Origin of the sequence: Nonomuraea sp. NPDC049486, from assembly GCF_040676925.1 — a bacterium.
GTDB classification, from domain to species: Bacteria; Actinomycetota; Actinomycetes; order Streptosporangiales; family Streptosporangiaceae; genus Nonomuraea; species Nonomuraea ferruginea.
Genome location: NZ_JBFAPV010000022.1, coordinates 57,352 through 69,817 on the forward strand (window position 1 = coordinate 57,352; position 12,466 = coordinate 69,817).

Genomic DNA, 12,466 nt, shown 5'->3' on the forward strand with positions numbered 1-12,466 from the left:
CCTCGTGTAACGCACCGAATTCCCTTCATGCGTCCATTATCGGGAACAGTTCCCGGTGAATCGCCGGTATTTTACGACCACTCGGGTGGAGCAGGTGCCGTGATTTGCCCGAGATGTGTTAAGCCACAGACTCCCCCTGCGGCAGTAGGGGTTTCAAGGCCGGGCCCGGCAGAGACCCCCCTATCAGCCCCCTAATTCCGGTGACAGAGGCGGAGGTCCTTCTTTCGGGGCCGCAGGAAATCGTGGTATTTCGTTACTGTGCGGGGGTTTCCCGCGGCGACGGGTGCGAGGAGGGAGATGCGGGTGATCGAAGCGATTCTGCCCGCGACGATCCACTCCTACGACGCCTTCGGCGACCCGCCCGACGCCGTGCTCCTGCCCGCCGAGGAAGAACTCGTCCGCCAGGTGGCCGACAAACGGCGCCAGGAGTTCACCACGGCCCGCCACTGCGTGCGCAAGGCCATGGAACGACTGAACCTGCCGCCGGTGCCCGTCCTCACCGGCACCTACGGCGAGCCCCGCTGGCCGGCCGGCCTCATCGGCAGCATCACCCACTGCGACGGCTACCGCGCCGCGGCCGTCGGCGCCGTCGGCGGGACCGTCGGCATCGACGCCGAGCCCGACGCCCCGCTGCCGTCCGGCGTGGAGGAGGCGGTGACCCTGCCCAGGGAGCGTGAGATGCTGCGCCGCCTGGCCGCCGAGCACCCGGGCCTCAACTGGGACCGCCTGCTGTTCAGCACCAAGGAGTCGGTCTACAAGGCGTGGTTCCCGCTGGCCAGGCGCTGGCTGGACTTCCAGGACGCGGCGATCGTGCTGGACCCGGAGCGCGGCACGTTCCACGCGCGCCTGATGGTGCCGGGGCCGCGCTGGCAGGGCCGGCCGCTGACCGGGTTCCACGGCCGGTGGACGGCCGGGCGCGGTCTCCTCCTCACCGCCATCGCCATGATCGAGCCCCGGGCCGCCGCCGTGCCCCGGCAGGCCCGCCGCTCCGAAGGAGCCGCCCGATGACCCCTCTGCGGTTCGGTGTCGTCCTGATCACCGAGGACTGCTCGGGGGCCGGATGGGCGGCCAAGTGCCGGCGCGCGGAGGCGCTGGGCTACGACGTCATCGCGGTGCCCGACCACCTGAACCTGCTCTCGCCCTTCCCCAGCGCGACGCTGGCCGCCGAGGCCACCGAACGGGCGGTCATCGGGACGTACGTGCTCAACGCCGCGTTCCACCACCCCGTCCTGCTGGCCAGGGACGTCACCACCACCGACCGGCTCATCGGCGGACGGCTGGAGCTGGGGGTCGGCACCGGCTACGTCAGGTCCGAGTTCGCGGCCCTGGGCCTGCCCGACGACCCGGCCTCGCGCGTCCGCCGCCTGGAAGAGCTGGTCGGCACGCTCGACACGCTGCTGCGGCACAAGGGGCCGCCGCTGATGATCGGCGGCCACGGCGACCGGGTGCTGCGGCTGGCCGCCCGCAGGGCCGAGATCGTCAGCTTCACCGGCGCCCCCTACCGGGCGGAGTACGGCAGGACGGCGCTGGTCGACGCGGAGACGCTGCTGCGGCGGGTCGAGTTCGTCCTGGCCGAGGCGGGGGCGCGCGCTCCGCGGATCGAGCTGAACGTGCTGTCCAAGGCCACGGTGCTGACCCGCGACCGGCGGGCCGGCGCGGAGACCGTCCGCCGCTACGCCCCGGACCTGCCGCCCGAGCGGCTGCTGGAGCTGCCGACGCTGTTCGTGGGGACGCCCGCGCAGATCGCGGAGCAGGTGCGCGAGCACCGGGAGAGGTTCCGCCTGTCCTACTTCACCGTGATGGAGCCGGCCATGGAGGACTTCGGCAAGGTCATCGAGCTGCTGCGGTGAGCCGCTCGTCGCGCGTCAGGCCGTGCAGGCAGGCGACGAGGGTGCGGGCCTCCACGTTGAGGTAGTAGCTGTGCCGCAGCAGCTCGTCCAGCTGGTGCAGGGCCAGCCAGCGGAAGTCCGGGTGGCCGGGCAGCGGGTCCTCGTCGGTCTCCACCACGAGGTAGCGGTTGCGGGCCCGGTAGAAGCGGCCGCCCTCCTCCGACAGCACCGTGTCGAAGCGCACGCTGTCCGGCCGGGCCGCCAGCACCTCCGTCAGCAGCGGCGGCCGGGCGCGCGGCGGCAGGTGGTCGTAGTTGCCGGGGGTGCACTGCACGGTCGGGGCCAGCTCCACCACGTCGGTGTAGCCGGGGTCGGCGCGCGCGTGCGCGAGAGCGTGCAGCACCCCGCCGATCCGCATGACCAGGAACGCGACGACCCCGGTGCCGACGGGCGCGATCATCGGCTGGTCCCAGCCGCCGACCTCGCGCCCGTGCGCCCGCACGCGCACCCCGATGACCTCGAAGAACCTGCCGGTGTCGTGCGCGATGCGGCCGCCGGCCCGCCGCCACCCGCGCAGCCGCCCGAGCGCCAGCGGCCTGGCCTGGATGTCGGTCGTGGAACGCAGGCCGCTCAGCCAGCTCAGGATCTCGCCCATGCCGTGCGCGGCCCGCCGCCCCGGCACGCGGGAGCGCGCCACGAGCGCGCCGAAGCCCTCGTCACCGTCCCGCGCGCCGCCCTGGGGCGGCAGGCAGGCCAGGACCGTACGGGCGTCCATGTTCACCAGGTCGGGCACGGCCAGCAGCTCGTGCACGTGCCGCAGCGGCATCCAGCGGAAGCCCTCGGCCGCCGGCACGTGCGCGGCGACCTCGACCACCATGTTGCGGTTGCGCTTGCGGTAGAACCACGCGCCCTGTTCGGACTGGCGCACGTCGACGAGCACCCGGCCGCGCGGCTCGCGGAAGAAGCCGAGGTACGGCACCCGCCGCCCCTCGTGCACCCGCGTGTAGTTGCTCCTGGTGGCCTGCACGGTGGGCGAGAGCTGCGGTCCGCCGACGTTCCCCGGCTCGTTCTTGGCCTGCATCAGCAGGTATGGCACCCCGTCCACGCGCTTGAGCAGGATGCCGAGTATGCCCGCCTCGGGCTGGTTGATGATCGGCTGCGTCCAGGAGGTCACCGGCCCCGCGGGATGCCGGACGTCGAGGCCCTCCACGGTGAAGAACCGCCCGCTCCGGTGGCGGATGTCGCCCGTCTCCGGGTCCTCCCGCCAGCCGGTCAGCTCGTCCAGGGGCACCCGCGTCGCCTGCATGAAGGTGTGACCGGCGATCTCCGCCAGCCAGCCGCGAACGTCGATGATGGCAGCCTCCTCACCCCTGGCCCCCGTCACGGCCGAACCTGTCACGGCGCGGCGACGCCGCTCAACCCCTACCGGCCCGGCCTCGGTCCCCTGTCGGGTCGGCCTCGGGGAAATAGGGGTTATGCGCCGGTGAGACCCTTCATAGCCTTCTAGGGTGGACGCCATGACCGAGCAGCCGGACATGCGAGCAAGCGACCAGGATCGCGAGAGAGTGGCCGAGATGCTCCGCGTCGCGGTCGGCGAGGGACGCATCACCCTCGAAGAGCTCAACGAGCGGGTCGACCGCGCCTACACCGCCATCACCCGTGGACAGCTGGAAGCCCTGGTGGCGGACCTTCCGCAGGTCGGCCTGCCGGTCCCGGTCAGTCCCACGATGCCGCTGTCCGTCCCCACCACGGGCGGGCTGGAGTTGCACACCCGCAGCGGCAAGGTCGTGCGCCACGGACGCTGGTCGGTGCCCCCGTACATCAGCGCCAAGGCGGGCCGCTTCGGCACCGTGAAGATCGACTTCACCATGGCCGACTGCCCGCACCGGGAGATCGTGCTCGACGTGGAGATCACCTCCTGGTTCGGCGACGTGGTCGTCATCCTGCCGCGCGGCTGGCTGGTCCGTGAGGAAGGAGTCGTACGGCGCTGGATGGGCGCGGTCTTCAACCGCCCGCCCGTGCCGCTCGCCCACGACGGTGTCCTGATCCGGCTCACCGGATACGTGCAGACCGGGGACGTGTGGGTGCGCTACCGCCATCCCGAGGGCTGAACGATCATGGAGGAGCGCATGGAGTGCCGCGTCTGTTCAGGAAAGCTGCACGGGTTCGCCGACTTCGGGAGGCAGCCGCTCTCCGACCACTTCGTCCTCCCCGGCGACCCGGCGCCCGAGTTCTTCTTCCACCTGGCCGTCGGGGTCTGTGAGGACTGCTCGATGGCCCAGCTCCTCGAAGAGGTGCCGAGGGAACGGATGTTCCACGAGAGCTATCCGTACCTCTCCTCGGGGTCGGCGGTGATGCGCGAGCACTTCGAGGGCGTGGCGAAGCGGCTGCTCGCCACCGAGCTGACCGGTCCTGACCCGTTCGTGGTCGAGCTGGGCTGCAACGACGGGACCATGCTCAAGACCGTCGCCGACGCCGGGGTCCGGCATCTCGGCGTCGAGCCGTCCGGCGGGGTGGCCGACCTGGCGGCGGCCCGGGGCGTGCGCGTGCGCAAGGACTTCTTCGAGGCCGGCGTCGCCGCCGCCGTCCGCGCCGCGGACGGGCCCGCCGACGTGATCTACGCGGCCAACACGCTCTGCCACATCCCGTACGTGGACTCCATTCTGAGCGGGGCCGACGCGCTGCTGCGCCCCGGGGGCGTGCTGGTCTTCGAGGACCCCTACCTCGGCGACATCGTGACGCGCCGCTCCTTCGACCAGATCTACGACGAGCACTTCTACTTCTTCTGCGCCGCCTCCGTCCGCGCCATGGCCCGCCGCCACGGGTTCGAGCTGGTGGACGTGGAACGGCTGCCGGTGCACGGCGGCGAGGTCCGGTACACGCTGGCCAGACGCGGCGCGCGGACCCCCACCCCGGCGGTGGCCGCCCTGCTGGCGGAGGAGGAGGCCCGGGGGCTGACCGAACTCGCGACGCTGCGCGACTTCGCGGCCCGGGTCGCCGCCAACCGCGACGACCTGGTCGCGCTGCTGACGGGCCTGCGCGATCAGGGCGCCCGCGTCTACGGGTACGGCGCGACCGCCAAGAGCGCCACCGTGCTCAACTACTGCGGCATCGGCCCGGACCTGGTGTCGTTCGTCTGCGACACGACGCCCGCGAAGCAGGGCAGGCTCACGCCCGGCTCCCACATCCCGGTGCGCGGGCCCGAGGCGTTCGCCGACCCGTACCCCGACTACGCGCTGCTGCTCGCCTGGAACCACGCGGAGGAGATCATGGCGAAGGAGACCGCCTTCCGGGAGGCGGGCGGCCGCTGGATCCTGTACGTCCCCGAGGTCCACCTCGTGGGGGCCTGACCGTGGGCCCCGGCCGTGCGCGGCGGGCCGGAGGGCGCCCGTGAGGCACCGTGAGCTCGCCGTGACCGGCGCGTACGCGTTCGATCCGGACGTCTTCCGCGACGAGCGGGGCGACTTCGCCTCGCCTTACCAGGAGAGGGCGTTCGTGGCCGCGGTCGGGCGGCCGCTGTTCCCCGTCGCGCAGGCCAGCAGGAACGTCTCCCGGCGCGGCGTGGTGCGCGGCATCCACTACACGCTCACGCCGCCCGGCACCGCCAAGTACGTCTACTGCGCGGGCGGGCGGGTCCTCGACCTGGTGGTGGACCTGCGGGTGGGGTCGCCGACGTTCGCCCGGTGGGACGAGGTGGAACTGACCGCCGGCAACGGCCGCGCCGTCTACTTCCCGCCCGGCGTCGGCCACGCCTTCGTCGCGCTGGAGGACGACACCGTGGTGAGCTACCTGCTCTCGGCGGAGTACCGCGCGGAGAACGAGCTGACGCTCTCGGTGTTCGACGAGGAGATCGGGCTGCGGCTGCCCGCCGGCCCGCCGCCGATCCTCTCGGAACGCGACAGGACCGCGCGCACCCTGGGCGAGGCCGCGGCGGCCGGCCTGCTGCCGGAGTACACCTCCTGAGCTGTCACAGGACGTCGCGGAGCGCGGAGATGACCTTCTCCTGGAGGCCGGGCGGCAGCGACGGGTACATCGGCAGCGAGAAGATCTCCCCGGCCAGCGCCTCGGTGACCGGGAGGCTGCCCGGCGCGTGACCCAGGTGCGCGAAGCCCTTCATGGTGTGCACCGGCCACGGGTAGCTGATGTTGAGGTGGATGTCGTACCCGCGCAGCGCCTCGATGATCTCGTCGCGCCGCGGATGGCGCACCACGTACAGGTAGTAGGCGTGCTCGTTGCCCTCGGCGGTCTCGGGCAGCACCAGGCCGGTGCCGGCCAGGCCGTCGGCGTAGCGGGCGGCCACCGCTCTCCGGCCGGCGACGTAGCGGTCGAGCCGGGTCAGCTTGCGGCGCAGGATCTCCGCCTGCACCTCGTCCAGGCGGGCGTTGTGGCCGGGCGTCTCGACGACGTAGTAGGTCTCCTCCATGCCGTAGTAGCGCAGCCGCCGCAGCGCGCGGTCGATCTCGCCGTCGGAGGTGATCGTCGCGCCGCCGTCGCCGTAGGCGCCCAGCACCTTGGTCGGGTAGAAGGAGAACGCCGCCGCGTGGCCGATCGACCCCGCCGGCCGGCCGTGGTGGCGGGCGCCGTGGGCCTGCGCGCAGTCTTCGAGTATCACCAGGTCGTGGCGGGCCGCCAGCCGCTCCAGCGGCGCCATGTCGACGCACTGGCCGTAGAGGTGGACGGGCAGCAGGCACCGCGTCCGCGGCGTGAGGGCCGCCTCCACCTCGCCGACGTCCATCAGGTACGTCCGAGGGTCGACGTCGACGAAGACCGGGACCGCCCCCACCGCGTCGACGGCGACCACGGTCGGCGCGGCGGTGTTGGCCACGGTGACGACCTCGTCGCCCCTGCCCACGCCCAGCGCCTGCAGGGCCAGCTTGATGGCGTTGGTGCCGTTGTCGACGCTCACGCAGTGGCGCACCCCGTGGTAGGCGGCGAACTCCGCCTCGAAGGAGCGCACGCTCTCGCCCAGAACGAGCTGACCGGAGCGGAACACGGTCTCGACGGCGTCGATGATGTCGGCTCGCTCGGATTCGTATTCCGGTAGATAGTCCCAGACCCGCGTGGGCATCGTCGTCCTCCTCGCAATTGCGGCCAGGGTAAACAGCGCCGCGGGCCGCGCGGAACCCCTAGGAATGGGGGTGGAATCAGGGGGAGGCGAACCGCGGTGAGGGGGAGTTTAGGGGTGCTGCCTTCCGGCGGCCGATCATTAGCTTGAGTGAGCGACCGATACGCTGAACCAGCGGGAGAGGTGACATGACGCGGCACTTTCTTTTCATGTGTCAGCCCGATCACGGTCATGTGATTCCCCACCTTGCCGTGGTCGCCGAATTGGTCCGCCGGGGAAACCGGGTCACTTATTTGACCGCGCGCGCGATGGCGCCTCAGATCGAGAGCGCGGGCGCCACGGTGCTCTGCTACGACTCGGCCTACCAGTCGGTGGATCTGCGCAAGCTGGAGGACGACCCGCTGGGCCTGCTCTCCCTTTTCCTGGACGAGAGCGCGGCGATGCTGCGGGCGGCCGAACGGCTGCGCGACCGGCCCGACCTGATCGTCTACGACATCTCGATCCTGCACGCCGGCCGCGTCCTGGCAAGGAAGTGGAAGCTCCCGGCCACGCAGCTGATCCCGGTGTTCGCGTCGAACGCCCACTTCTCCTACCTCTCGTCCATCTACGGCGGGCAGGAAGCGGAGCGGGAGCTGCCCGGCTGGGTCGACGACATGCTCGGCAGGACGCGGGACCTGGCGCTCGCGCACGGCGTCGAGGCGGACCCGGCCGAGCTGTGGTGGGAGGTCCAGGACTCCAACCTGGTCACCCTGCCGCGCTCGTTCCAGTTCGCCGGCGAGACCTTCGACGAGCGGTTCGCGTTCGTCGGACCGTGCCTCGGAGAGCGCGCCTTCCTGTCCGGATGGGAGCCGCCGGGCGACGGGCTGCCGGTCGCGCTGCTGTCCTTCGGCACCGTCGCCAGCGGGCGCCCCGACCTGGTGCGCACCTGCGTGCGCGCCTTCGCCGAGCTGCCCTGGCACGGCGTGGTGACGCTGGGCGACGGCATGGACCCGGCCGAGCTCGGCCCGCTGCCGCCCACGATCGAGGTGCGCCGGTGGGTGTCCCACCTGCGCGTGCTCGAACACGCCTCGGTGGCGGTCACCCACGGCGGCATGGGCACGGCCATGGAGGCCCTCTACTGGGGCTGCCCGATGGTCGTGGTGCCGGCCACGGCCGTCGACCGGCCGGCCGCGCGGCGGATCGGCGAGCTGGGGCTCGGCCGGGTCGTCGAGCCGGCCGAGCTGACCCCGGAGAGCCTGGTCGACGCGGTCCTCGCGGTGGCGGGCGACCCGGAGTCGCGCCGCAACGCCGAGGCGATGCGCCGCGACATCAGGTCCGCCGGCGGCACCTCACGAGCCGCCGACGTGCTCCGGCGCCGCGCGGCCGGGGCCGCCTGATGGGCGCGCCGCTGTCCGGGCCCGCGCCGGGGCCCGCCTTCGAGTTCCGCGTGCTGGGGCCGCTCCGGGTGTTCAAGGACGGCGACGAGCTGCCGATGAGCGCCAACAGGGAGCTGGCCATCCTCGCCTGCCTGCTCCTCAACGCCAACCGGGTGATCAGCGTGGACCGGCTGGTCGAGGCGGTGTGGGCCGGCTCCGCGCCGCGCAGCGCCTGGCGGCAGGTCGCGATCTGCGTGTCACGGCTGCGCCGCAGGCTCGGCGCGGGCGTGATCGAGACCTCCAGCCCCGGCTATCTCCTGCGGGCGCCCGACGACAGCATCGACTGGCTCAGGTTCACCGCCATGGTGGCGCGGGCGCGCGAACAGGCCGCCCGCGACCAGCAGGGCGCCGTCACGCTGCTGCGCGAGGCGCTCGCGCTGTGGAGCGGCAGCCCGTTCGAGGACCTCAGAGGGCTGCGGTACGACGTCGCGCGGATGGCCGAGTGGCGGCTGGAGGCGCTGGAGACCTGCCTGGAGCTGGAGATCGAGCTGGGCAGGCACCATCAGGTGATCCCCGAGCTGCTCGCCCTGGTCGCCGAGTCGCCGTTCCGCGAGCGGGTGCGCGCCCAGCTGATGCTGGCCCAGTACCGCGCCGGGCGCCGGGCCGAGGCGCTGCGCACGTACCAGGAGACGCGGCGCTTCCTGCTGGAGCAGATCGGCCTGGAGCCGGGGCCCGCGCTGCGGCGGCTGCACGAGCAGATCCTGCGCGACGAGACCGCGCTGATGCGCCCGCCCGCGCAGCGGCCCGCCCCGGTCGTGCCCAGCCAGCTGCCGCCGCAGGTGCTGCCGTTCGTGGGCAGGGACGGGGAGCTGGCCGGGCTCGACGCCGCGCTGCGGCCCGGGCGGGAGGCGCCCGGCGCTCTTGTGGTCACGGGTCCGCCGGGGGTGGGCAAGACCACGCTGGTGCTGCGGTGGGCGCACGCCAGGATCGACTGGTTCCCCGACGGCCAGCTCTTCGCCGACCTCGCGGGCATCGAGGGCCACGCCGTGCTGGACCGGTTCCTGCGGGCGCTCGGCGAGCGTGACCTTCCCGCCGACCATGCCGAGAAGGTGGCCCTGTACCGCAGCCGGACCGCCCGCCGAAGGATGCTGGTGGTGCTGGACAACGCCGGCGACGGCGACGAGGTGGCGTCCCTGTTGCCGGGCGGGGCGGGCTGCCGGGTTGTGGTGACCAGCGCCGATCCGCTGGACGACCTGGTCGCCAGGCAGGGCGCGCACCGCGTGTTCCTCGCGCCGCTGGGGGAGGAGGCGGCGCGTGAGCTGGCGGACATGCTCGTGGGGGCGGCGGGCACGGCGCTCGGCCCCGAGGCGGTGACCGACCTCGTCGCCACCTCCTGCGGCAACCCGCTCTCCCTCCGCCTCGGCGCCGCCCGCCTCCGCACCCGCGTCGCCCGCGTCTGACCCGCGCGGCCGCTCCCTGCACCCGCGTCGCCCGCGTCTGACCCGCGCGGCGCTCCCTGCGTCCGCGTCGCCCGCGTGCGCCGCGCCCATGCTCTGCGCGCCCGCGTTCGGGGCGGCGCTGATCTGCGCGCCCGGGTCCGAGGAGCGCCTGATTTGCGCGCCCGCGTGCGCCGCGCCCGCGTCCGAGGAGCGCCTGATCTGCGCGCCCGCCTGCGCCGCACCCGCGTTCGGGGTGCCTTTGACCTGCGCGCTCGCGGTTGGGGCGGGTGTCAGTTTCGGGCGAGGATGGCCGAGAGCGCTGTGGACAGCTCTTGCGCCGCGTCGTGCGGAGGGGACGTGGTTCGCCAGGCGACGTGGCCGTCCGGGCGGATGAGAACCGCGCCGGTCTCGCCGACGCCGTACTCCTCTGTCCAGGTCGCCGAGTCGTACGCGCCGGTGGGGGAGATTTGGACCGTGGCCAGGTCGGCGCCGGTCTGGGCGGAGGCGCGCGCCCACGCGGGGTCCGCCGTCATCAGGGTGAAGCGGGGGCCGAGCAGGTCCAGGGTCGAGACCTGCCCGCCGGGGCCGGTAAGCCACACGTGGGGGGCGCGATGGCCGGGCCGGGCCGAGGGGACGTAGGTGCGGTAGGGGTCGGCGGGCGCGGGCGCGGGGGTGCCGTCCGGGACCACGGCCGCGGACTCGTACGCGAAGCCGAGCACCAGCCCTTCGCAGCTGCGCCGGCCCGCCTGCTGGTCGACGGCCTCCCGCATGGACAGCCGCCCCTCCATCATGTTGAAGGTGATCAGGGCGTTGTTCAGGCTCTCGTCCACGGTCCACACGGCGACCGGACGCCGTTCGGCCGTGTAGGTGTCCAGCAGCGCCGGGCCCGCCGCGCCGCGCAGCACGGCGGCCAGCTTCCAGGCCAGGTTGTGGGCGTCCTGGATGCCGCAGTTCATGCCGAAACCGCCCTGGGGCGTCGCCACGTGCGCGGCGTCCCCGGCCAGGAAGACCCGGCCGGACTGGAAGCCGTCGGCGACCTTGGCCTGCTGCAGCCAGGGCATCACGCCGAGGATGGTGACCGGCAGGCCGGGCACCCCGACGGCGGCGCGCACGGCGGCCAGGCACGCCTCCTCGGTGAAGTCGGCCGGGCTGCCGCCCTCCTCGGGCTCGTACCCGGTCTGCACCATCCACCGCCGCCCGCTGTCGACCGCCTCCACGGCGCACGGGGGGTCGCGCAGGAAGGACAGCGCGGCCCGCCGGTCGCGGGGCAGGAAGCCCAGGTCGGCCTCGAACATGATGCTGATCATGTGGCCGAGCACCGGCGGCCCTTCGGCCTTGATGCCGAGCGAGTCGCGCACCCCGCTGCGGCTGCCGTCGGCGGCGACCGCGTACCGGCAGCGCACCAGGGTCTCCTCGCCGCCGCCCGAGACGACCGCCTCGACGCCGCCCGCGACCTCGCGCATCGACGTCATGGTGGTGCCGAACCTGACCTCCGTCGCCGGCCCCGACTCGGCGGTGCGGCGCAGGATGACCTCCAGCAGGTCCTGGGAGCAGAGGAAGGTGTAGGTGGGGCTGTGCGGGGCGTCGCGCCGCAGCGCCGCCGCCGACCGGACGAAATCGTCCGCGGTCAGCGAGCTGCCGACGCCCACGGCGAGGAACTCCTCGCGCGGCATTCCCGCGGCTTCCACCTCGTCCTGAATTCCCCACGAACGGAAAATCTCCATCGTGCGGGTGGTGATGAGCCGGGCCTTGGGGAAATGCGACGTCCCCTCGTGTTTTTCGACCAGCAAGGTGGATATTCCGTGGCGGGAAAGCTCGATGGCCGCGGACAATCCGACGGGCCCGCCCCCGACCACCAATACATCGGCCTCGCGCTGATCCATGGCGTCAGCATCGAATATGTCGATTACCTCAGTCAATGTGGGGATATCCGCATGATACAGGCGTGATATCCCCAGTTAGTAGCTTACATGGGGTAGATCCAGACAAGTCATTCTGCGATTGCCGAATTCCTGGAGACGCCGATGCTGTTCACCCAAGGCTCCGTGGCCCTGGTCACAGGGGGGTCGCGCGGGATCGGCCGGGCCGTCGCGCTCGACCTGGCCAGGGAGGGCGCCCACGTCATCGTCAACTACGCCAGGTCGGAACAGGACGCCAAGGAGGTCGTCGCCCTCATCGAGGAGGAAGGCGGCAGCGCGACGAGCGCGCGGGCGGACGTCACCGACGAGGAGTCGGTACGTCGCGTGTTCCGGGAGATCCGGGCCGACCACGGCCGCCTCGACGTGCTGGTGACCAGCGCCGGCATCACCCAGGACCGCTTCCTCATCGCCATGAGCCTGGAGCAGTTCCGCGGCCCGGTGGACACCAACCTCATCGGCACCTTCCTGACCTGCCGGGAGGCGCTGAAGCTGATGCAGCACCAGCGCAGCGGCTCGATCGTGACCCTGTCCTCCTCCAGCGGGCTGGACGGCGGCTTCCCCGGCCAGACGAACTACGTGGCCTCCAAGGGCGCCATCATCGCCTTCACGCACGCGCTGTCCAACGAAGCGGCCCCGCACGGCGTGCGGGCCAACGTCGTCGCGCCCGGGTTCGTCGCCACGGACATGACCCGCAAGGTCCCCGTCGCCATCAGGAAGCAGTACGAGTCGCGCATCCGCCTCGGCCGGATGGGCCGGCCCGAGGAGATCGCCTCGATCGTCAGCTTCCTGGCCTCCGACAAGGCGTCGTACATGTCCGGCTCGGTGGTCGTCGCCCACGGCGGCGGCCTCGGGTGAGCCG

The 12,466-nt window shown here is 72.5% G+C and carries 12 protein-coding genes; 9 read left to right on the plus strand and 3 right to left on the minus strand.

Going from position 1 to position 12,466, the window contains the following annotated elements; all coding sequences use genetic code 11:
- The first annotated feature begins 303 nt into the window (after positions 1-303).
- Complete coding sequence (locus tag AB0K05_RS40520) at positions 304-1,008, plus strand: 4'-phosphopantetheinyl transferase superfamily protein (protein ID WP_148030012.1); 705 nt, start codon at positions 304-306, stop codon at positions 1,006-1,008.
- On the plus strand, positions 1,005-1,850 hold the full coding sequence (locus AB0K05_RS40525) for a TIGR03621 family F420-dependent LLM class oxidoreductase (RefSeq protein WP_148030013.1): 846 nt from the start codon (positions 1,005-1,007) through the stop codon (positions 1,848-1,850). The genes AB0K05_RS40520 and AB0K05_RS40525 overlap by 4 nt, the downstream gene beginning before the upstream one ends.
- Here the strand turns inward: AB0K05_RS40525 and AB0K05_RS40530 are convergent.
- Positions 1,831-3,213 carry an NDP-hexose 2,3-dehydratase family protein gene (locus AB0K05_RS40530; RefSeq protein WP_271279807.1) on the minus strand — a complete coding sequence of 461 codons (1,383 nt, stop codon included), beginning with the start codon at positions 3,211-3,213 and terminating at the stop codon, positions 1,831-1,833. The genes AB0K05_RS40525 and AB0K05_RS40530 overlap by 20 nt on opposite strands.
- Positions 3,214-3,346: 133 nt before the next feature.
- On the opposite strand from AB0K05_RS40530, the gene AB0K05_RS40535 reads away from it, so the two are divergent.
- The 3 genes from AB0K05_RS40535 to AB0K05_RS40545 are packed head-to-tail and all read left to right on the plus strand — an operon-like array spanning position 3,347 to position 5,792.
- Positions 3,347-3,940 carry a DUF1707 domain-containing protein gene (locus AB0K05_RS40535; protein WP_271279806.1) on the plus strand — a complete coding sequence of 198 codons (594 nt, stop codon included), beginning with the start codon at positions 3,347-3,349 and terminating at the stop codon, positions 3,938-3,940.
- Between the two features lie 18 nt (positions 3,941-3,958).
- Positions 3,959-5,179, plus strand: a complete 1,221-nt coding sequence (locus tag AB0K05_RS40540) for a class I SAM-dependent methyltransferase (RefSeq protein ID WP_271279805.1) — start codon at positions 3,959-3,961, stop codon at positions 5,177-5,179.
- Positions 5,180-5,219: 40 nt separating this feature from the next.
- Complete coding sequence (locus AB0K05_RS40545) at positions 5,220-5,792, plus strand: dTDP-4-dehydrorhamnose 3,5-epimerase family protein (protein ID WP_219548604.1); 573 nt, start codon at positions 5,220-5,222, stop codon at positions 5,790-5,792.
- Between the two features lie 4 nt (positions 5,793-5,796).
- On the opposite strand, the gene AB0K05_RS40550 is transcribed toward AB0K05_RS40545, so the two are convergent.
- Positions 5,797-6,897, minus strand: a complete 1,101-nt coding sequence (locus tag AB0K05_RS40550) for a DegT/DnrJ/EryC1/StrS family aminotransferase (RefSeq protein WP_271279804.1) — start codon at positions 6,895-6,897, stop codon at positions 5,797-5,799.
- Positions 6,898-7,103: 206 nt separating this feature from the next.
- Here AB0K05_RS40550 and AB0K05_RS40555 point away from each other — a divergent pair, with 206 nt between their 5' ends.
- Together AB0K05_RS40555 and AB0K05_RS40560 are read left to right on the plus strand one after the other, a co-directional pair.
- Entirely contained in the window at positions 7,104-8,270 is a 1,167-nt protein-coding gene (locus tag AB0K05_RS40555; RefSeq protein ID WP_364236600.1) for a macrolide family glycosyltransferase, read from the plus strand.
- The gene (locus AB0K05_RS40560; protein ID WP_148030020.1) at positions 8,270-9,709 is read left to right on the plus strand and encodes a BTAD domain-containing putative transcriptional regulator; all 1,440 of its coding nucleotides are present in this window, start codon (positions 8,270-8,272) and stop codon (positions 9,707-9,709) included. The genes AB0K05_RS40555 and AB0K05_RS40560 overlap by 1 nt, the downstream gene beginning before the upstream one ends.
- Before the next feature lie 269 nt (positions 9,710-9,978).
- Here AB0K05_RS40560 and AB0K05_RS40565 read toward each other — a convergent pair whose 3' ends face one another.
- Positions 9,979-11,544: an FAD-dependent monooxygenase gene (locus AB0K05_RS40565; RefSeq protein WP_364236646.1), complete on the minus strand. Its 1,566-nt coding sequence runs from the start codon at positions 11,542-11,544 to the stop codon at positions 9,979-9,981.
- Between AB0K05_RS40565 and AB0K05_RS40570 the strand changes: the two genes are divergently transcribed.
- Together AB0K05_RS40570 and fabG are read left to right on the plus strand one after the other, a co-directional pair.
- Positions 11,491-11,637 (plus strand): hypothetical protein, encoded by a 147-nt coding sequence (locus tag AB0K05_RS40570; protein WP_261808894.1) that lies wholly within the window; start codon positions 11,491-11,493, stop codon positions 11,635-11,637. The genes AB0K05_RS40565 and AB0K05_RS40570 overlap by 54 nt on opposite strands.
- A 75-nt stretch (positions 11,638-11,712) precedes the next feature.
- The gene (fabG, locus tag AB0K05_RS40575; protein WP_187281015.1) at positions 11,713-12,462 is read left to right on the plus strand and encodes a 3-oxoacyl-ACP reductase FabG; all 750 of its coding nucleotides are present in this window, start codon (positions 11,713-11,715) and stop codon (positions 12,460-12,462) included.
- Positions 12,463-12,466 lie beyond the last annotated feature (4 nt).